This window comes from Frankia casuarinae (assembly GCF_000013345.1).
GTDB classification, from domain to species: domain Bacteria; phylum Actinomycetota; class Actinomycetes; order Frankiales; family Frankiaceae; genus Frankia; species Frankia casuarinae.
The window spans coordinates 5,196,956-5,216,827 of sequence record NC_007777.1 but is presented as its reverse complement, the minus strand read 5'-3'; the positions used below and the strand labels follow the sequence as shown (position 1 = coordinate 5,216,827).

General features: G+C 70.8%; 16 protein-coding genes and 2 riboswitches. Of the genes, 5 read left to right on the top strand and 11 right to left on the bottom strand.

Annotation, left to right across the window (positions count from 1 at the left end; genetic code table 11):
• Positions 1-84: 84 nt before the first annotated feature.
• The 4 genes from FRANCCI3_RS22100 to fbaA all read right to left on the bottom strand — a co-directional run bounded on the left by FRANCCI3_RS22100 (position 85) and on the right by fbaA (position 4,851).
• Positions 85-519, bottom strand: coding sequence for a DUF3151 domain-containing protein (locus tag FRANCCI3_RS22100; protein WP_023840671.1), 435 nt, complete (start codon positions 517-519; stop codon positions 85-87).
• Positions 520-604: 85 nt separating this feature from the next.
• On the bottom strand, positions 605-1,324 hold the full coding sequence (locus FRANCCI3_RS22095; RefSeq protein ID WP_011438720.1) for a transglycosylase family protein: 720 nt from the start codon (positions 1,322-1,324) through the stop codon (positions 605-607).
• 2 nt (positions 1,325-1,326) lie between these two features.
• Positions 1,327-1,516: riboswitch (cyclic di-AMP (ydaO/yuaA leader) on the bottom strand.
• A 473-nt stretch (positions 1,517-1,989) separates the two neighbouring features.
• Positions 1,990-2,667 carry a transglycosylase family protein gene (locus tag FRANCCI3_RS22090; protein ID WP_011438719.1) on the bottom strand — a complete coding sequence of 226 codons (678 nt, stop codon included), beginning with the start codon at positions 2,665-2,667 and terminating at the stop codon, positions 1,990-1,992.
• A 6-nt stretch (positions 2,668-2,673) separates the two neighbouring features.
• Positions 2,674-2,908, bottom strand: a riboswitch (cyclic di-AMP (ydaO/yuaA leader).
• A 905-nt stretch (positions 2,909-3,813) separates the two neighbouring features.
• The gene (gene fbaA, locus FRANCCI3_RS22085) at positions 3,814-4,851 is read right to left on the bottom strand and encodes a class II fructose-bisphosphate aldolase (protein ID WP_011438718.1); all 1,038 of its coding nucleotides are present in this window, start codon (positions 4,849-4,851) and stop codon (positions 3,814-3,816) included.
• 233 nt (positions 4,852-5,084) lie between these two features.
• On the opposite strand from fbaA, the gene FRANCCI3_RS22080 reads away from it, so the two are divergent.
• From FRANCCI3_RS22080 to FRANCCI3_RS22060, 5 genes are all read left to right on the top strand, one after another.
• A complete protein-coding gene (locus FRANCCI3_RS22080; protein WP_023840672.1) occupies positions 5,085-5,684 on the top strand; it encodes a DedA family protein in 600 nt (199 codons plus the stop codon).
• A 309-nt stretch (positions 5,685-5,993) separates the two neighbouring features.
• Entirely contained in the window at positions 5,994-6,713 is a 720-nt protein-coding gene (locus tag FRANCCI3_RS23730) for a CAP domain-containing protein (RefSeq protein ID WP_049761024.1), read from the top strand.
• A gap of 258 nt (positions 6,714-6,971) precedes the next feature.
• A complete protein-coding gene (locus FRANCCI3_RS22070) occupies positions 6,972-8,267 on the top strand; it encodes an NAD-dependent epimerase/dehydratase family protein (protein WP_011438715.1) in 1,296 nt (431 codons plus the stop codon).
• The gene (locus FRANCCI3_RS22065; protein ID WP_011438714.1) at positions 8,260-8,859 is read left to right on the top strand and encodes a hypothetical protein; all 600 of its coding nucleotides are present in this window, start codon (positions 8,260-8,262) and stop codon (positions 8,857-8,859) included. The genes FRANCCI3_RS22070 and FRANCCI3_RS22065 overlap by 8 nt, the downstream gene beginning before the upstream one ends.
• Before the next feature lie 438 nt (positions 8,860-9,297).
• Positions 9,298-10,395, top strand: coding sequence for a nucleotidyltransferase domain-containing protein (locus FRANCCI3_RS22060; RefSeq protein WP_011438713.1), 1,098 nt, complete (start codon positions 9,298-9,300; stop codon positions 10,393-10,395).
• Positions 10,396-10,427: 32 nt separating this feature from the next.
• Here FRANCCI3_RS22060 and FRANCCI3_RS22055 read toward each other — a convergent pair whose 3' ends face one another.
• From FRANCCI3_RS22055 to dnaK, 7 genes are all read right to left on the bottom strand, one after another.
• The gene (locus tag FRANCCI3_RS22055) at positions 10,428-11,759 is read right to left on the bottom strand and encodes a PH domain-containing protein (RefSeq protein ID WP_011438712.1); all 1,332 of its coding nucleotides are present in this window, start codon (positions 11,757-11,759) and stop codon (positions 10,428-10,430) included.
• Positions 11,756-12,241 carry a PH domain-containing protein gene (locus FRANCCI3_RS22050; RefSeq protein ID WP_011438711.1) on the bottom strand — a complete coding sequence of 162 codons (486 nt, stop codon included), beginning with the start codon at positions 12,239-12,241 and terminating at the stop codon, positions 11,756-11,758. The genes FRANCCI3_RS22055 and FRANCCI3_RS22050 overlap by 4 nt, the downstream gene beginning before the upstream one ends.
• 116 nt (positions 12,242-12,357) lie before the next feature.
• Positions 12,358-14,967 (bottom strand): ATP-dependent chaperone ClpB, encoded by a 2,610-nt coding sequence (gene clpB / locus FRANCCI3_RS22045; protein ID WP_011438710.1) that lies wholly within the window; start codon positions 14,965-14,967, stop codon positions 12,358-12,360.
• Positions 14,968-15,102: 135 nt separating this feature from the next.
• Positions 15,103-15,708 (bottom strand): heat shock protein transcriptional repressor HspR, encoded by a 606-nt coding sequence (locus FRANCCI3_RS22040; RefSeq protein ID WP_011438709.1) that lies wholly within the window; start codon positions 15,706-15,708, stop codon positions 15,103-15,105.
• Positions 15,705-16,895 carry a molecular chaperone DnaJ gene (gene dnaJ, locus FRANCCI3_RS22035; protein WP_011438708.1) on the bottom strand — a complete coding sequence of 397 codons (1,191 nt, stop codon included), beginning with the start codon at positions 16,893-16,895 and terminating at the stop codon, positions 15,705-15,707. The genes FRANCCI3_RS22040 and dnaJ overlap by 4 nt, the downstream gene beginning before the upstream one ends.
• Before the next feature lie 102 nt (positions 16,896-16,997).
• Positions 16,998-17,813: a nucleotide exchange factor GrpE gene (grpE, locus tag FRANCCI3_RS22030; RefSeq protein WP_011438707.1), complete on the bottom strand. Its 816-nt coding sequence runs from the start codon at positions 17,811-17,813 to the stop codon at positions 16,998-17,000.
• Positions 17,810-19,639 carry a molecular chaperone DnaK gene (gene dnaK, locus FRANCCI3_RS22025; RefSeq protein ID WP_023840676.1) on the bottom strand — a complete coding sequence of 610 codons (1,830 nt, stop codon included), beginning with the start codon at positions 19,637-19,639 and terminating at the stop codon, positions 17,810-17,812. Before dnaK ends, grpE begins: the two co-directional genes overlap by 4 nt.
• Between the last annotated feature and the right edge of the window lie 233 nt (positions 19,640-19,872).

Sequence of the window (19,872 nt, the reverse complement as noted above, 5' to 3'; positions counted from 1 at the left end):
GGTTACTAGGGATGGCGGGGTCGTGGGGCCGGCTGCGGCATCCTCGCTGGTCTCCACCACCGACGCGGCCTGATGAACTCACTGTCAGGTGAAGCCGAGCTCACTGGCAGCGACGGAATCGCTGTCGGCCAGGAACGTCCGGCAGCGGGTGGCCTCCTCGGCCTCCCCGATGGCCGCGGCCGCCCGACCGAGAGCGGCGAGCGAACGCAGGAACCCGCGGTTGGGTTCGTGTGACCAGGGGATCGGCCCGTTGCCCTTCCAGCCCGAGCGGCGCAGGGCGTCGAGGCCGCGGTGATAGCCCGTGCGGGCGTAGGCATAGGCCTCGACGGGTCGTCCGCCGGTGAGCGCGAGCTCGGCGAGCGCGGCCCAAGGCACGCTGAACGCGGGCAGCCGGGCGGCGACGGCATCCGGCGGATCACCGGCGACCAGCGCATCGGTCGCGGCCGCGTCGGAGGGCAGGAGCGTCGGCGGCGGACCGGAGAGCAGGTTGGGCTTTCCCGAGGTGGACGGCGTCGTCATGAGTGCATCCTGCCCGACGACCGGCCGCACACGTCATGGAGGTCACCCCGGACGCGCTTGCCCTGCGCGCACGGTGACCGGTCGGTCAGGCCCTGACGCTGACGTTCCACAGATTCTGGCCGACGACCCCGGGTTGACCGTCGCTCACCCGGGTGAGGTACGAGTACAGCGCGGCGATGCCCTGCGACTGCGGTCCGAACTTGCCGTCGACGGTGAGTACGAAGCCCTTCTGACGCATCCTGTCCTGCCAGACGAAGGCGTCCGGGCGAACGTCGTCGCTGAGGGACGCGTCGAGGACCGTGCCCCTGAACGAGCCGTCCCCCATCTCCCGGCGGGCCCGGTCCAGCGTCATGGGGGGTTCCACCGGGGTGATGGCCTGCTGGATGACGTCACCGGAGCCGCCCGGGACACTGGCCGGGCCGTTGTTGGTCAGGCCCATCTTGACCGAGCAGGACGGCCATGGCTGCCAGCCCCGCTGGTTGTAGAGCTTCGCGGCCGCCTCGTCCTGCGTGGCGGGCGATGCCTGGTACGGGCGGCCGGAGTACCCGAGCCCGTGCCAGGTCTGGTCGTCGAACTGGTAGGCACCGGAGAAGCCGTTGCCGGTGTTGACCGCGTAGTTGCCGCCGGACTCGCATTGGCGGAGCTTGGCGAAGTCGTCGGAGGTGGCCGCGCCCGCCGGAGCCGCGGTGACCGCGAGGCCGCTGCCGACGATGGCCGTGACCGCGCCGGTGGTGCGCAGGATGCGACCGGCGGGCGATGGGGCCTGCGGTGCTCGATGTCTGCCGCCACGACGCCCAGAGGGCATGTCAGTCCAATCCCGTCGCCTGCGGGGTGAGCTGTCGGGTGCGGGCTGGGATGGCCCGGCCGGAGGATCCGACCCCGGGTGGGAACCGCTCTCCACCATGGGCCGGGACGCACCGGCTTTACCCCAAGGACGCCGCTTGCGGCGCCCGAAATGTGGGTCCCCCACTCCTGCCCGCTGCGGTCGATGTTCGTTCCGGCCGCTCGTACGGGGGCAGGACTCGGCGTCCGTCCGGGCGGCCTCGCCGACGAGGCGAGTGAGCGGCACTCTAGCGAGAACCGCTCATGGAGCGCAAACCGGGGTGGTCCGGAGTAACCAGTGAGGATCGCGCGAATCGTGCCACTTCCATACAGGTTCCGCAGGTGGCTCGCTGGTCCTGCTGTTCCTCGTCGGCCTTGCCGAAGATCGGCTCTGCCGAAGATCGGCCCTGCCGGAGGCCGGTCAGGGTGCGGTCCTGGTGATGCTGGTGGTGGGTTGTACGGGCCGGCCCGTACGGGCCGTCAACCGGAGATCGTCCGGAGACAGGTCGGGCCAGCCCGTCGTCGAGGTGAGATCCCCTGACCGGTGTCGCCGGGGTGGGATGTCCGGTTCCCGCGGCGGTCGTCCCTCCGCCACGGGGGCGGAGCGAATGGATCAGCTGATGGAGCTGATGGGGCTGATGGGGAGGATCAGCGGAAGGTGGCCCGCCAGGTCGCCGGGCCGACGATGCCGTCGACGGCGAGTCCCTTGGCGGCCTGCAGGGCGCGGGCGACTGCGGCGGAGCGTGGTCCGTAGCGGCCGTCGATCGTGATCGGATAGCCCAGATGGTTGACGCGGGCCTGCCAGGCCCGCACGTCGTCACGTACCTGCCTGGCCAGTGCGGTCGTCAGGTTACGGGTGAATACGGGGGTGCTCATGGAGATGGGGCTGACCGTCAGCTCGCGGCGTTCCGTCGTGCGCGAGGCCTGGCCCGAGGAGCTCGACGAGCCGCCCGCGAGCTGGTCGGCGCCCATCCCGCGGCCACAGGCCGGCCACTGGCCGAAGCCGGACCGTCGGGCGAGCTTGAGCGCGGCCTCGTCCTGGACGGCCGGGGAAGCCTGGTGCGGCAGACCGCCGTAGCCGAGGCTGTGCCAAGTGCTGGCGGAGAACTGGTAAGCGCCGTAGTACGCGTTGCCGGTGTTGGTCGTGTAGTCACCGCCGGACTCGCACTGCCGCAGGCCCGTCCAGGTGGTGGCCGCATCGGCCGGCTGGCTGAGCGCGAAGGTGCCGCCCACCGCCGCCGCGAGTACTGGTGCGACCACGAGGGCCCGGGCCCGGCTGCGGGTACCGGCGCGGCATTGTCGGCCACTGATACGTGCGTCGGACATGTCTTGTGGTCCTTCCCCACGCCTGCGAGGTGAGCTGTCGGATTCGGGCTGGGAACTGCCCGGCCGTGCCAGGGATCCCTGGAGACGGAAGCCGCACCGGAAATACCTTTCCGGGTGGTCGTCGCACATGGCTTCACCCCGAGAGCATCGAATCCTTTCGATACTCGGAGATGGGTCCCCCGTTCCTGCCGCCCGGTTCGAGAAATCGTCGGCCAGGGGCAGGATTCGGCGTGCCGCCCGACGAATGCCCGACGTTGTTGCCGGGCACGGCGAAAACCATAACCACGCCGCCCGGCGAGTCGCCAAGCATTGAATAGGGTGCGTGAAAAAGAGCACACTCGGCGCGCCTGCTTGAGTAGGAACTGGCGGCCTGGTATCGCGCGTGCGCGCCCGCTCATCAACCTGGCGGTACGGCGTGCGGAGGCATTTGTGCTCGGCCGATCACCCTGTTTGCCGATGGTCGACGATGAGCGGAGAGTCCCACATCAGGCCAGATGCGTGACATGTCGACAAAGGCGTGACGGCCCTGCTACGAGATCGACGCGAGTGATCGGCCTGATACTACGCTTCGTCCATTGAAGCCTGTTTTTGTGAGAAAAACAACGGAAATCGGGCGGTAACTTGCGGCGTTGTGATTTTTGCACACGGCGGATTCAATCGGACACCGACTGTGAAAAGCGCCCGTCGGATCACCACAGTGGGCGAAGGGGTTCCCTGGGGGTGGGGCGGTAGGTGAACGGTTACCGAAGGTCCGGTGCGTGTCCGCTCATTTGGCCGAAACCTGCTGGTTGCCGGCGGGGGCGGCGTTACGCGAGGAGCGGGATGCCGCGCCCGCTAAACAGTGGTCCCCCAGCCGTCGGAGCGACCGGGGGACCGCGCGGGCCGGCATAGTACGGGAAATCGGCGGGTCGTGCATCGGACCGGGGCGGGTCGGATGTCCGCCGCGTGCCGGTCGTTCCGTCCGCCGGAAATGATGGAGAGGGTCGGACCGAGGGGTCCGGAGAATGTCCTCGGACGAGCGGCGGCGGTTGCTCGGTTGCCCGTTCGCGGCCGGCGGCTATCTGTCCGCTTGTCCGCCGGCCGGCGGACAAGCGGCCGGTATCCGACGAACCGATCCCGCCAGCCGGCGTGCGCTCCTGGGCCCGACTATGCCCGCCCGAGGCTGGTGCCGGCGGAACGGAGGTCCTCACACGCCTGGGCGACGCGGGCCGCCATGCTGCTCTCCGCGAGCTTTCCGTAGGTACGCGGGTCGTACGCCTTCTTCACGCCGACCTCACCGTCCACCTTGAGAACGCCGTCATAGTTTTTGAACACGTGGTCCACGATGGGGCGGGTGAATGCGTACTGGGTGTCCGTGTCCACGTTCATCTTGACCACCCCGTAGTCGAGGGTCTCGCGGATTTCGGTGAGAGCCGACCCGCTACCGCCGTGAAAGACGAGGTTGAACGGCTTCGCGCCGGCTGGCAGCCCGAGCTTCCTGGCGACGTACTCCTGTCCTTCGTGCAGAATCGTCGGGCGTAGCTTGACGTTTCCGGGCTTGTACACACCGTGCACGTTGCCGAAGGTGGCGGCGAGCAGGTAGCGCCCCTTCGCGCCGGTGCCGAGCACCTCGGCCGTCCGCCACATGTCCTCCGGCGTCGTGTAGAGCTTCTCGTCGATCGCGCCGACGACGCCGTCCTCCTCGCCGCCGACGACCCCGATCTCGACCTCGAGAACGATCTTCGCGGCGGCGGCGTCCGCGAGTAGTTCTTCGGCGATCTTGAGGTTCTCCTCGAGGGGGACCGCCGAGCCGTCCCACATGTGCGACTGGAAGAGCGGCTCGCGTCCCTGGGCCACCCGATTCTTCGAGATCGCGATCAAGGGGCGGATGTAGGTGTCAAGCTTGTCGGCCGGGCAGTGGTCGGTGTGCAGGGCGATGTTGACCGGATACGCCTTCGCGACGTGGTGGGCGAACTCGGCCAGTGCCTCCGCGCCGAGGACCATGTTCTTCACCGTCGAGCCGGACAGGTACTCGGCACCGCCGGTGGACACCTGCACGATGCCGTCACTGCCGGCTTCGGTGAAGCCCCGCAGCGCGGCGTTCAGGGACTGCGACGAGGTCACGTTGATCGCGGGGTAGGCGAAGGACTGGGCCTTCGCCCGGTCGAGCATCTCGGCATATACGTCTGGCGTGGCGATGGGCATCGGTGGGGCTCCTTACGAACCTGTAGGGGCGCCGATCAGCCATGCACCCGCGGTGCAGGGCAGCCGGATCGGGCCGAAGCCCGCCGTGGACTCCTGATGGGCGAAGGGTATGACGCCTTGCCCCGTCCCGGGGTCGGATGCGGCTGACGTCGCCGGCGCGGTGCGGATCCGCGCGATGTGGTCCCCGCCGACTTGGTCGGCGGGTGCCGACCAGGGGCCGGCACACTGGTCGAGTGGACGTCGGCAGCCTGTCCGGGATGACGCTGTACGTCGTCCTCTTCGCGGTCATCTTCGTCGAGAGCGGGATCCTGATCGGGTTCTGGCTTCCGGGTGACACCATTCTCTTCGCGGCCGGGCTGATGGCGGCGGACGCGGCGTCGAACGTGTCCGTCGCGGTCCTCTCGATCGGGGTCGCGGCGGCAGCCACCGTCGGGGCGGCGGCGGGCTACTACACCGGGCATCGTCTCGGCCGGCCGTACCTGGAACGCAGGCACGCCACGGTGCTGGCCCGTACGGAGGAATTCTACCGGCGGTTCGGGCCGATCACCCTGGTCGCGGCCCGCTTCGTGCCGTGGGCGAGGACGTTCGCGCCGGTACTCGCCGGGACCGTGGCGATGTCATGGTCCCGCTTTCTGATCGCGGTCGTGCTCGGGGCGCTCGTCTGGGGGACCGGATTGATCCTTCTGGGCTATACGGCGGCCGCCATTCCTGGGCTGCGGGACGCGGCGGTGTGGATCGCGCTCGTAGTGATCGTCATCTCCGTCATCGCCGGGATCGCCGGCGAGCTGCTGCGCCGGCGATCGGGCCGGCTCCCCGACCAGGGGCCGCGGTAGTCCGCGTCGGGCGAGGAGCGCCGAGGGGGCGGGCGAGGAGCGCAGGGATGTTGTCCGTCAGTGCCCCGCGGCGCCGGATCATGCCGGGAGATCCGTGGACCGGTAGTCTCCACGACGTTACGACCAGATCACATTGGACGATCAATTCCCTTTCCTATGGCAATTTCTGGCTATGGCCGGCTAACCTTGATCGATCCAGGTACGCGGTCGGGGGTCCGACCACCGAAGGATTCGATGCTTCGACAGCACGGGCGGCACCATGCGGGACGGCGTCGCGCCGGCCCCGTCCTCTGCAGCGCGGCAGGGGCCTTGACCGCGGTTCTGACGGTCGTGCTGCTCGCGGGTGGTCATTCGGCACCGCGTGACGGTGACCGCCTGGCCGGCCGCGCCGGCACGCAGCCGGATCGGGGCGTGGTCGGGGTGGCGGCCGGGGTCCCCCCCACGTCGATCGCGGGTCGGATCGCGGATCGGGGTGCGCCGACCGGACCCGGGGCCGAGCCTCCGCCCACCGCTCGCCTGGCCGGTCCGGATCAGCTGGCCGCCGCGCGGGCGGCGGCTCTGGCCCTGGCCGCGCCGGTGACTGCTCCGTCCGCGTCGGCCCCGGCCGTCGCATCCCCCCACCCGCCGTACCTGCCGGCCTCCTGGATGAGCCTGGTCGGTCAGGTCGCGACCTCGACCAACTTCGAGCGCCGGGCGGCCGGTTGTCCTCCGTTGATCGTCGACTTGCGGTTGGCCGCCGCGGCCCAGGCACACAGCGTCGACATGGCCACGGTCGGCTATTTCGGCCACGGCAGCCCGGACGGTCGCTCGCCCTTCGACCGGATCGCCGCCGCCGGCTTCTCCTTCTCCATCGCCGCCGAGAACATCGCCGCCGGTCAGCGCACCGTGGCCGAGGTGATGCGCGGATGGATGAACAGCCCGGAGCACCGATCGAACATCCTCACCTGCTCGCTGACCCGGATCGGCGTGGGCTACGCGACGGGCGGCAGGTACGGCACCTACTGGACCCAGGACTTCGGGACGCCGTGAGGGCCGGCCCACCTGCCGGGCGCGACCGGCCCGTGGCATCCCGGGAGGTGCACCCGACCTCGATCCTCCCGACTCGCGGGGATGTCCCGGTCCTGATCAGTAGTCGATCCCGTAGGGTCGGGTCGTCGCCGACGGCAGCGAGCACGGCAGCGAGCACGGCAGCAAGCGTGGTAAAACCCGCGGACCCAGCCGGTGGACGGGCCGGCGGGCCGCGCGGCAGCGCCGTCGGCGAGGGTGATCCTGGCAGGAGGAGCGACCTTGGTTCGGGCGGTGGTCACCGGCGCGGCCGGCTTCCTCGGCGGAGCGCTGGCCCACGCGCTGCGGCGGCGCGGTGACGACGTTGTCGCCATCGACATCCGGCGCGCGCCGGGTGTCATGCAGGCCGACGTCAGCCGTCCCGGTGAGTGGGAGAAGGCCTTTTACGGCACGGAGCTGGTGATCCATGCCGCCGCCATCGGGACCGGTGGCGTCGCGGAACTGACCCCGGTGCGTCCCGGCCGAGCCGGAGCGCCGGTACGGGTGTCCGACGCCGAGATCCGGCGGGTGACCCTCGGCGCCACGGCGGCGTTGCTCGACGCCGCGGGTCGGGCCGGGGTCGACCGCTTCGTCCATCTCTCCTGCGTGGACGTGCTTGCCCGGACGAGTGGCCCGGTCCCCGGCGGGACCGGGGACCGCAGGCCCGCGCGAGCCGTCGGCCGATCATTGGACGAGACCACGCCGATCGGACTGACCGGCGACGTCCGCGCCGACGCCATGGCCGCCGCGGAACAGGCGGTCGGGTCGGCCGCTGCGCACGGACTCGGCGCGACCGTCCTACGGATCGGGGATGCCTACGGTCCCCGGGCCGGTCGCTGGACCCTCTGGCCGGTGCTGCTGATGCGGGCCGGGCGGTTCGTCCTCGTCGACGGCGGCTGGGGTGTGCTCAGCCCCGTGCATGTCGACGACGTGGTCACGGCGGTGACCACCGTCGCCGGTGCGGACCGGTCGGCGGTCGCCGGTGAGGTGCTGCACGTGACCGGGGGGGAGTCGGTGTCTGCCGCCGACTTCTTCACCTTTTACTGTCAGATGCTCGCGATCGCGGCGCCCCGCTCCGTACCGGCCAGGGTCTTCGGAGCGGTCGACGCGATTGATCGTGTCTGTTCGTTCGCGGAGGGTTACCGAAGGCGAGGTGTGGACGATTCCGCGGCCGAGACGCCACCCCTCCCCACCCACCCGGTCCCGGCGGTCTCGACGACCTCGGTGCGGCCAGCGGGCTCGGCGGCCCCGGCGGCCCCGGCCGTTCCGGTGAACTCGGCGACGTCGCGGCGGGGACCGGGCCTGATCCGCGGTGTAGGTGCCCGTCTGGTGGCCGGAGTCGATCCCCGCGCCCGGGTGGACCTCGGTCCGCTCACCGTGCGCGCCCTGACCCGCGACGCGGGCCTCTCCATCGAGAAGATCCGGGCCCGGACGGGATGGTCGCCGGTCGTGCGGCTGCCCGAGGGCATGAACCGCACCGAGTCCTGGCTCCGGGAACGGGGTCTGCTCGGGGTCCGGGAGCCGTCCCGTCGTGGGTGAGGGCCCTACACTCACCACCTCCCGACTACTCGCACTCCCGCTCACCATTTGGAACGCGGGATACGTCGCCGAGGAGCTCGCGCCCTCGCTGGCGTTCACGGTCATCCCCCCGCGATCAGGCACGCGTGGCGCCTCCGGTGACGGATCCGGCCCCTTCGGCGGAATCGTCGGGACCGATCCTGCCGCGGGGGCGCCCGATCCCGACGATCCGGCGGGGGCGCTGCGGCGCGAACTACGCCGTCGGGCGAGCGCCGGCCACATGGTCCTGACCTGGGTGCTGCGTCGCCAGCCGGGTCGCCAGCCGGGTCGCCAGCCAGGATCGGCGGCGGTGGGCCTGCTCGCGGCGGAGACCCACGGCCGGCGGGTGGTGGTCGGGGTGTCGATCGCGCTCGGCTGCCGGCGCAGCGGCTACGCCACCGAGGCGATCCGCGCGGTCGCGGGATGGTTCGAATACCGCGGCGCTCTGGTGGAGACGCGGATCCGGCGCGGGGACAGCGTGGGGAAGCGTCTCGCGCAGGCGACCTCGTTCGTGCCAACGAGTGTGTTGGTCGCCGATTGGTGGCGGATCTGGCTGCGTCCGCCGCCAAGTTGACCATTGAGGTTTGTCACGCAACGTTATCGGGCGTCGGGCTTCGCCTGGGCCTGACGTCGCGAGTCACCGCCGACCGTTCCGGTACCGTCCGGATTCGGCCGTCATCCGGCCCGAACGGGCAAAACCCATGTCCAGCCGCCTTTCGCGGTGTGGCGGAAGGTCATTGTGACGGTACCGTTACCATGCTGTGTTGTCGGCTGGGTGACAGCTCCCGGCTCATTTTTTCGCCGTCACGAGGAGAGTGGTGAACACGCCGCGCAGACAGCCCCCTGTTCAGACTGTGATGCCCTGGGGCACCATGTAAGGCGATGTCGCGACCAATGGCCGACGGGCCGAAGCTGGGCGGGGCGTCCGTGGGGGTCCGTGGGAGGGCCGTCGCGTGCCCGGGGAGGGGAGCCCGAACGGTCCGGCGCCACCTGCGCCTGGGAGGTCAGCACCATGAGTGTGGATACCCCTCGGGGAACACCGGCCGGAGTCCGGCCGAGCGAGGTCACGTACGATCATCTGATCATTCCGCCGGACTGGCGTCGGCCGAAGGAGTCGGCGCCGGGGACGCTCAACGCTCTGTTCCCCTCCGAGGGAGGCCCCCGCGCCGAGCCTGCCGCGGCCGGCTCGACGTCGCCGATCAACCCGACAACCGGTCCGTTGACGGGTCCGTTGACGGGCCCGCTGCTGGTCGGCACCACGGCGCGTGCCTTCGCGAAACTCGACGACCTGATCCGTCTCGGTGCCGAGGACCGTGCCGTCGTCGCGGCTCGCCGCGACGAGGCGGAGCGGGCGCTGCGCGCGATCTTCCCGCCTCGTTGCGCGCTGCCGCTGGTCGGGGTCGCCACGATCGGCTCGGCGGGTCGGGACACCATGATCCGTCCGCTCGACGAGGTGGACATCTTCGCGGTCTTCTCGGCGGCCAACAGCGCCTGGAAGCGTTTCCGCTGGGACTCCCGCGACCTGCTGCTCTGCGTGCGCAACGCCATCGGCGGAGATCGAATCCAGACGATCGGTAGCCGCGGCCAGGCGCTGCGCATCGTCTACGACGCCCCTCCGGACGTCCATCTGGTGCCGGCCTTCGATCATCCGCGTGCCGGGTACGTCATACCCGATCGGGTCGGTGGCTGGCTGCCGACCCGGCCGGAGCGGCACACGAGCTGGACGGCGGACCTCGGCCCCCGGGTGATCTCGGCGGTCCGCCTGCTCAAGGCGTGGAACCGGGTGCGCGGCAGCCACCTGCGCTCCTTCCACATCGAGGCGCTCGCCGGGCAGGTCCTCGCCGGCCGCGGGCTCAACACCCGGCAGGGGCTCGCCGAGGTCTTCCGGCATCTGGACGATGTCGGCCTCACCGTGGCCGACCCGGCCGACGTCGGCGGGGACCTGTCGTCGTATCTACGCGCCGAGGACATCGAGGCGTTGGCCGAGAGTGTCCGGCTCGCCCGGATCTACTCGGCGAAGGCGGTGGACGCGGAACAGGCCGGCGATCACGAGGAGGCCGTGAATCTGTGGGGTTCCCTCTTCGGGCCGGAGTTCCCCACGTTCGGCTGAGGGCGGGGGCTCCGTTTACCCGGCGCCCCGGCTCATCCAGCGGTCCGTACGGCGTGGCGCCGACCGATCCGGGATCGTTCGGCCTGTGCGGCGGCGAGCGAGACCGCCTCGTCGGCGTCGCGCAGGCCGGCCCGCACCGTCACCGGGCCGCCGGTGGTATCGAGGTGCATGTCGGCCAACCGTAGCAGTCTGGCCAGCGGATTCTGCACGATCCGGATGCTCTGCACCTTACCGTGGGGGATGAGATCGGTGTGCCGCCGGACGATTCCCCGGCGTACGACGAAGACCGTGTCGTCCGCTCCGCAGGACAGCCGCCGCCAGTGGAGCGGGGCGAGCCAGGCGGCCCGGCGTGGCGGCCGGGTCATCGCCACCGCCGCGACATCCACTCCGGGCAGTAGCCGGCCGATCAGGGCCAGCGCATCCGCCCGGCGAGCCACCGGTAGCAGCACGGAGGGCCCGCCGCCGGCCACGTTCATCCGGAGCGTCACCCAGCCCGACCAGCGCCACAGCGCCGGTTCGCCGATGCTGATCGCCTGGACCCGTCCCGGCGGGACCGTGGCGTGGGTGCGGTTGAGCAGACCGCTGTTGATGCGCAGCCCGTCGGGTGACTCGGAGACGGTGTAGGGGTAGCCGGCCGCGAACCGGCGAAACGTCGTGTGCCAGAGGCTGCCGAGCATCGGAACGGCGCCGAGGGCGCCGGTGAGGGTACCGGTCAGCAGGGCGGGCGTGGCGATCGCGGCCACGCCGAACAACGCCACCCACGGCGCGGGGGACAGCGCGATCGCGGCCACCAACCGCCGTGGCGGCACCTCGGCGAGTGGGCGCTGCGGTGCCTCGCCCACGTCCGGCGCGAGTCCCGCGGCGGTGGCCAGCAGCTCGGCCCGCAGCCGCTGGGCGTGACCCACCGACAGGTACCGCAGGTCGGACCCGGAGTCGGTGTCCAGTTCGGAGCGTTCCCTACCGGCGAGATCGATCCGGAGGATGGCGAGCCCCGTGACCCGGGCGAGAAGTGGTTGAGCGATGTCCACCGACTGTAACCGATCCAGCCGGACATGGCGGGTCCGTCGGACCAAGAGCCCGGTATCGAGCCGAAGATTGTCGCGTTCGACCCGGTAGCGGGTGAATCGCCAGGCGCAGTATCCGTAGGTGCCGGCGGCGGGAATCAGGAAGATCAGGGTGAGCCCGATGATGCGGGGGGTGACGTCGTCGGCGAGGTTTCTGCCGACCGTCGCCATGAACGCCACGACGATTACCCAGCCGCGCAGGAACGGGGTGAGCGGATGCAGCCGGTGAAACCCGTCCTGGCCGGGGCGTGTCGCCCGAGCCGGCGCTTCGCCGGTGGTGGACCCCCGCTCGATCGTCACAGCCCGGCCGACCGGGCTTCACCGCGTTCGGTGAGCGCGTCACGCAGCCGCGCGGCCTCGTCCGGGGCCAGGCCGGGGATGATGGCATCGCTGTCCGCGGCCGCGGTGTGCAGCTGCACCTTGGCGATGCCGAAGCGGCGCGCCAGTGGTCCGGCGGTGACGTCGACGAGCTGCATCCGGCCATACGGCACCACGATCAGGCGACGCGTCAGCACCCCGCGGCTGATCAGGAGATCGTCCTCCCGCTCGGCATAGCGCCAGGCCTGCCAGCGGAGGCCGATCGAGCGCCAGAGCCAGCCCGTCACGAGGATTGGCGCCACCGTGATCAGTATCCAGGGCCAGCCGCCGAACGCCGCCGTGATCAGCAGGGTGAGCGCCACCACCGGGACGGCTCCCACGATCAGGAGCGCCCGTCGAAGCCGCCGTAGGCCCGGTGGCAGGACCCGCCACTGCGCGGGATCCGGCAGAAGAGCGTCGTGCATTCCGCAACGATAAGTCGCACATCCGCTACGTCCGGCCCGAATCGGTCGAGGAACCGACGGCGTGCCGTCCCCACGATGGTCCTCGCCCGGTCTGCGGCGATTCGCCGGGAGGCCCGTCAGAGGGACTTGACGGTGGCGGCCTTGACCGTCAGACCCGAGCGGTCCGGCGCGGTGTTGACGAGCACCTCGTCGCCGTCCCGGATCTGCCCGCCGAGCAGTTCCTTGGCGAGCTGGTCGCCGATCGCCGTCTGGACCAGCCGCCGCAGCGGACGGGCCCCGAACACCGGGTCGTAGCCGACGTCGGAGAGCCATCCCTTGGCGGCGTCGGTGACGTTGAGGGTGATCCTCCGGTCGAGCAGCCGGGCCCGCAGCCGATCGAGCTGGAGATCGACGATGCGGGTCAGCTCGTCCCGGCCCAGCTGGTCGAAGACGAGGACGTCGTCGAGGCGGTTGAGGAACTCCGGCTTGAAGGCGTCGCGCACGGCGACCATCACCGACTCGCGGCGCACCTGCGGGCTGAGCGTGGGGTCCGCGATGAACTGCGACCCGAGGTTCGAGGTCAGGATGAGGATCGTGTTGCGGAAGTCCACCGTGCGGCCCTGGCCGTCGGTGAGCCGCCCGTCGTCGAGAACCTGCAGCAGGACGTCAAAGACGTCCGGATGGGCCTTCTCGACCTCGTCCAACAGGATGACACTGTATGGCCGGCGGCGGATCGCCTCGGTGAGCTGACCGCCGGACTCGAACCCGACGTACCCGGGTGGGGCGCCGATCAGACGGGCCACCGAGTGCTTCTCGGCATACTCGCTCATGTCGATGCGCACGATCGCCCGCTCGTCGTCGAAGAGGAAATCGGCGAGCGCCTTCGCGAGCTCGGTCTTCCCGACCCCGGTGGGCCCGAGGAAGAGGAAGGAGCCGGTCGGCCGGTCCGGGTCGGCGATCCCGGCCCTGGCCCGGCGGACCGCGTCGGAGACGGCCCGCACCGCGTCGTCCTGGCCGATGACCCGCGCGTGCAGCGCGGACTCCATACGCAGCAGCTTCGCCGTCTCGCCTTCGAGGAGGCGACCGGCCGGGATCCCGGTCCAGGCGGCGACGACCTCGGCGACGTCGTCCGGGCCGACCTCCTCGTTGAGCATCGCCCCACCGGGGGAGTCCGCGCCGGCCAGCGCGTCGGTTGCCGCCGACAGCCGCTTCTCCAACGTCGGGATGGTGCCGTACCGCAGCTCCCCGGCCTTGGCGAGGTCGAGGTCGCGCTCGGCGAGCTCCACGGCGCGCCGCGCGTTCTCCAGCTCCTCCTTGATCTTCTGAACCTCGGAGATCGAATCCTTCTCCCGGTGCCAGCGGGCCGTCAGGCTCGACAGCTCCTCACGCCGGTCGGCGAGCTCGCGCTGCAGGCGCCCCCGCCGCTCGCGGGAGGCCTCGTCGTTCTCCTTGGACAGCGCCATGTCCTCGATCTCCAGGCGGCGCACGGCGCGTTCGAGTTCGTCGATCGCCACCGGCCGGCTGTCGATCTCCATGCGGAGCCGGGACGCGGCCTCGTCGACCAGGTCGATCGCCTTGTCCGGCAGGAAGCGCGCGGTGACGTAGCGGTCGGACAGGGTGGCCGCGGCGACCAGCGCGGTGTCGGTGATGCGCACGCCGTGGTGCACCTCGTAGCGTTCCTTGAGCCCGCGCAGGATGCCGATGGTGTCCTCGACCGTCGGCTCGCCGACGAGGACCGGCTGGAAGCGACGCTCCAGCGCCGGGTCCTTCTCGATCCGGGTGCGGTACTCCTCCAGGGTGGTGGCGCCGATCATGCGCAGCTCGCCGCGGGCGAGCATCGGCTTGAGCATGTTGCCGGCGTCCATCGCTCCTTCCGCCGCACCGGCGCCGACGACGGTGTGCAGCTCGTCGATGAAGGTGATGATCTGACCCTCGGCCTCGCGGATCTCGTTGAGGACAGAGGTCAGCCGCTCCTCGAACTCGCCGCGCAGCTTGGAGCCGGCAACCATCGAACCGAGGTCGAGCGAGACGATGCGCCGGCCGCGCAGCGACTCGGGCACGTCACCCGCGACGACCCGCAGCGCGAGCCCTTCGACGATGGCCGTCTTGCCGACCCCGGGCTCGCCGATGAGGACCGGGTTGTTCTTCGTCCGCCGCGACAGCACCTGGATGACGCGGCGGATCTCGGCGTCGCGGCCGATCACCGGGTCCAGCTTGCCCTGCTGCGCACGCTCGGTGAGGTCGATGGAGTACTTCTCCAACGCGCGGTAGGAGCCCTCCGGGTCCCGGCTGGTCACCCGCCGGGCGCCGCCGCGCACCTTCTCGAAGGCGCCGCGCAGCGCGTCGGGCGTGGCGCCGGCGGAGGTGAGGATCCGCCCGGCCTCGCCCCCCTCCTCGGCGAGTGCCACGACCAGATGCTCGACCGAAGTGTATTCGTCACCCAGCTGACCGGCCTGCCGCTCGGCGTTGTTCAGCACCGCGATGAGCTGGCGGGACAGCTGCGGCGGGGACACGCTCAGGCCCGTCGCGCGGGGCAGCCGCGTCACCGCGGCCTCGGCTCGGGAGCGCACCGTGTCGACCGAGGTGCCCGCGGACGCCAGCAGTGCCGCGCCGACCCCGTCGGACGCTTCGAGCAGGGCGTTGAGCAGGTGGAGGGGGTCGACGAGGGGTGACCCGTCGGCGGTGGCTCGACTGATCGCTGCGGAGAGTGCCTCCTGCGACCGGGCGGTGAGGCGTTCAGCGTTCATGGCGGATCCCAGATGGTCGGATGGCGTGCACCGTCGCTTTTTCAACGCTCAGCATACCTGAGTCGTTCCCACTCAACCCTGCGGGCGCGCCGCGATGAACCTCCCGCATCCGTTCGCCGGCTCCGCCCCGGCCGGTCAGCGGCGGGGCAGCGGCCGCCAGACCACGAGCGCGCCGCGATCCACCGGGACGAGGTCACGCCGGTGACTGGCATGCGCCTCGGCCACCGCGCGGTCCGCGTCGGCGCGGGACCGGGCGAGCTCCTCGGTGAGCTGACGCACCTGCGCCTGCAGCGCCATCACCTGGGCGCTCAACCGGAGGATCTGCTTGACCCCCTCCAGGTTGACGCCTTCCTCCTGGGACAGTCGCTGCACCTCGCGCAGCAACGCCACATCCCGGGCGGAGTAACGACGCCCCCGCCCGGCCGTGCGCCCAGGCGTGACCAGCCCGAGCCGGTCGTAGGACCGCAGGGTCTGGGGATGCATCCCGGCGAGCTGCGCGGCGATCGAGATGACGTAGACCGGTGCGTCCTCGTCGTGGGCCGGACCCGGCAGCGGGCCGGCGGGGTAGTAGCCCTCCGGTCGAACCTCGGTGTCCGGCCGAACCTCGGTGGGGGACGCCGCCGGCCCCCGCTGGAGCTGCCGTTCCCCTGTTCGCCCTGCCCCCATTGTTCGCCCTGTTCCCGTCGCTCGCCCACGCCGGGCGGGCGGCGGGTCGGATGTGCGGTTCGGCCGCCCGGTCATCCGCCTGCCTCCATCCGTTCCATCAACGGCGCCCGTGGGTCCTCGGGATGGGCCTGGGCGAACTCCAGCAACGCCGTACGTGCCCGTGGCGAGAGATCACTCGGCTTCGGTACCGTCACCTCGAGGGTGACGATGAGGTCCCCGTTCCCGCCTCCGGCTGTGGGGACACCCCGCCCGCGGGCCCGCAGGCGTCGACCGCTGGAGGTCCCCGCCGGCACCTTCATCGTGAGCGGAGCACCGTCCAGGGTCGGCACCCGTATCGATGCGCCGAGCGCGGCCTCGGTGATCGTCACGGGGAGAGTAATCGCCAGGTTGCTCCCCTCCCGCTCGAACACCGGATGGCGCAGCACGTGCACCGTCACCTCGAGGTCGCCGGCCGGTCCGCCCCGTTCGCCGGGTATACCACGCCCCCGGACCCGCAGCCGCTGTCCGTCGCTCACCCCGGCTGGGATGCGGATGCGCTGCTCACGCTCACGCCGGCCGGTGCCCCGGCAGTCCGGGCAGGGATGGTCGATCAGGGTGCCCTTGCCCAGGCAGTCGCGGCAGGGCTCGGAGAGCGCGAAGCCACCCTGGGAGCGGGAGACCACACCTAGCCCACGGCAGGTCGGGCAGGTGCGCGGCGTCGTGCCGGGACGCGCCCCGCTGCCGGTGCAGGTGGTACAGGTCGCGGCCCCGGGAAGCCGGACCGACGCCTCCAGGCCGGTCAGCGACTTCTCGAAGGGGATCGTGACCTCGGCCTCGATGTCGGCACCCCGACGCGGACCGCGTCCGGGTGACGACCGCTGGAACAGGTTGTCGAAGATGCCGCCGAGGCCGCCGTTCGCCCCCCCGAGAAGGTCGTCGAGGTTGAGGTTCGGCCCGCTGCCGTAGCCCGTGCCGGGCGCGCCGAACCCGCCGTAACCCCCGGCTCGGCCAGGCCCGCCGAAGCCGCCGCCGGGACGACCGCCGGCCGCGAACAGCGCGCGGGCCTCGTCGTACTCCCGTCGACGGCCCTCGTCCGAGAGAACGTCGTAGGCCTCGGAGACCTCCTTGAAGCGCGCCTCGGCCTTGGCGTCCCCCGGGTTCTTGTCGGGGTGCAGCTCACGGGCCAGCCCGCGGTACGCCTTCTTGATGTCGGTCGCCGAGGCGTCCTTTGGAACGCCGAGAGCGGCGTAATAGTCCTTCTCGACCATGTCGCGAACACTCACGGCGCCCCTCCTTCCCTCATGATGTCGTCCGCGCGAGGCGGTGGCCCGCCGTGTCCGTCAGACCCCGGCTCGCGGACGGCCGGACGGACCTGGCTCCCCTTTTCAGCCGGCGCTGACAGTGGGCCCGCCGTTGTCCGGGCCGGGCACACTGCCCGTGTCATCGGGGACCGATGTCGGCCGATCCGGCGGTCCGCCTGCCTGGCCCGGGCCGCTCCCCGGCACCTCGCCGGCCCCGGCGACGACCTCCGCCTCGACCGGCTGATCGACGATCTCGTCCACCTCGCCCGACGGTTCCGCGACCGACACCTGCGCGGGCCGCAACACCTTGCCCGCGTGCAGGTAACCCGCCCGGAAGACGTCCACGCAGGTCGGCCCGCTCACGTCCGACCGGTAGGAGTGCATCAGGGCCTCGTGGACCGACGGGTCGAACTCGTCGCCCTTCGCCCCGTAGCGCTCCAGCCCGGTCGCCTCCAGGGCCGCCTCCAGGGCCTCCGCGATCGCCTTGAACGGGCCTTCCAGATCGCCGTGGTCACGAGCCCGGCCGATGTCGTCGAGGGTCGACAGCAGACTCGCCAGCAGTTTCGCCGTCGCCTGCTCGCCGATCTGCTGACGGTCTCGCTCGACCCGCCGACGGTAGTTGTCGAACTCGGCCTTCAGGCGCTGCAGGTCCGCGGTCCGCTCGGTGACCTGCTGGCGCAGCGACGCCACGAGCTCACCGTCACCCTCACCCGCCGGGACTCCGGCGGGTGGAACCTCCGTGGCCGTCGGGCCGGGAGGCGCGGCCGCCTCCGGCCGGACCTCGCCGCTCTCCGGATCGATCCGGCGCCGGTCCCGCACCACCACCGGGGGCTCTTCGGCCTCGTCCCGGCCGTCGGGCCGAGACGAACCCCACCAGTCCGCGGCCTGGCCTGAGGTCACTTCTTGTCCTCCTCATCCACGATCTCCGCGTCGACCACGTCGTCGTCGGCTGCTCCGGCGCCGCCGGAGGCACCCGCGCCCTCCTGGGCGGCCTGCGCGTACATGGCCTGGCCCATCGCCTGGCTCGCCGCGGCCAGCGCGTCGGCCGCCTCGCGGATCGCCGCCGTGTCGGTGCCGGCGACGGCGCCCCGCAGCGTGCCGAGCTTCTCCTCCACGTCGCTCTTCACCGCGGCGTCGATCTTTTCGCCGTTCTCGGCGAGGAACCGCTCGGTCGAGTAGACGAGCGTCTCGGCCTTGTTGCGGGTCTCGGCCTCCTCCCGGCGCCTGCGGTCCTCCTCGGCGTACTGCTCGGCGTCGCGGACCATGCGGTCGATGTCGTCCTTCGGCAGCGCCGAGCCGCCGGTGATGGTCATCGACTGCTCCTTGCCGGTGCCCAGGTCCTTCGCGGACACGTGCACGATGCCGTTCGCGTCGATGTCGAAGGTGACCTCGATCTGGGGCATGCCCCGCGGGGCGGGCGGCAGGCCGGTCAGCTCGAACATGCCGAGCTTCTTGTTGTAGGCGGCCATCTCGCGCTCGCCCTGGAAGACCTGGATCTGCACGGAGGGCTGGCTGTCCTCGGCGGTGGTGAAGATCTCCGAGCGCTTGGTGGGGATCGTGGTGTTGCGCTCGATGAGCTTGGTCATGATCCCCCCCTTCGTCTCGATGCCGAGCGAGAGCGGGGTGACGTCGAGGAGCAGGACGTCCTTGACTTCGCCCTTGAGCACGCCGGCCTGCAGCGAGGCGCCGACGGCGACGACCTCGTCCGGGTTGACGCCCTTGTTCGGCTCCTTGCCCCCGGTCAGCTCGCGGACCAGCTCGACGACGGCGGGCATCCGGGTGGAACCACCGACGAGGACGACGTGGTCAATGTCGCTGACCTTGATCCCCGCGTCCTTCACCGCCTGCTGGAAGGGGTGCCTGCAGCGGTCGATGAGGTCGGAGGTCATCCGCTGGAACTCGGCGCGCGACAGCGAGACGTCGAGGTGCAGGGGACCCTCGGCCGACGCGGTGATGTAGGGCAGGTTGATCGCGGTCTGGGTGGACTGCGAAAGCTCGATCTTCGCCTTCTCGGCGGCCTCCCGCAGCCGCTGCAGGGCCATCTTGTCCTTGCCGAGGTCGACCCCGTGCTGGCCGTTGAAGGTCTTGATCAGGTGGTCGGTGATGCGCTGATCCCAGTCGTCACCACCGAGGTGGGTGTCACCGGAGGTGGACTTCACCTCGACGACACCGTCGCCGATCTCCAGCAGGGAGACGTCGAAGGTGCCGCCACCGAGGTCGAAGACCAGGATGGTCTGCTCCTTCTCGCCCTTGTCCAACCCGTAGGCGAGGGCCGCGGCGGTCGGCTCGTTGACAATCCGCAGGACGTTGAGCCCGGCGATCGTGCCCGCCTCGGTGGTGGCCTGACGCTGGGCGTCGTCGAAGTACGCCGGGACGGTGATGACCGCGTCCGTAACCGTCTCACCGAGGTAGGACTCGGCGTCCCGCTTCAGCTTCTGCAGGATGAACGCGCTGATCTCCTGGGGCGTGAGATCCTTCGCGTCGACCTTCATCTTCCAGTCGGTGCCCATGTGGCGTTTGACCGACCGGATGGTGCGCTCGACGTTCGTCACCGCCTGACGCTTGGCGACCTCGCCGACCAGGACCTCGCCGTTCTTCGCGAAAGCCACGACCGACGGGGTCGTCCGGGAGCCCTCGGCGTTGGCGATCACCGTGGGTTCGCCGCCCTCGAGCACGCTCACGACGGAGTTCGTGGTGCCGAGGTCGATACCGACCGCTCGTGCCATGTCTGTGTGCCTTTCGATCATGTCGGTGGCGCCGATCAGACGGGCGCACCGACCTCGTGGGGATGGAACCTGTCGGTGAACCGAGGCTTGAGGATCACTCCGGGAAGCCTCGGTTCCGCCAACGTTAAGTCAGGTCGGTGTATTGAGTCGCTCTGACTCATGATGACGGCTCCCATCATAGCCCGACAGAGGTGAGCCTGACACGCTCAACTTTATGTGTGGCCGGGAAATTC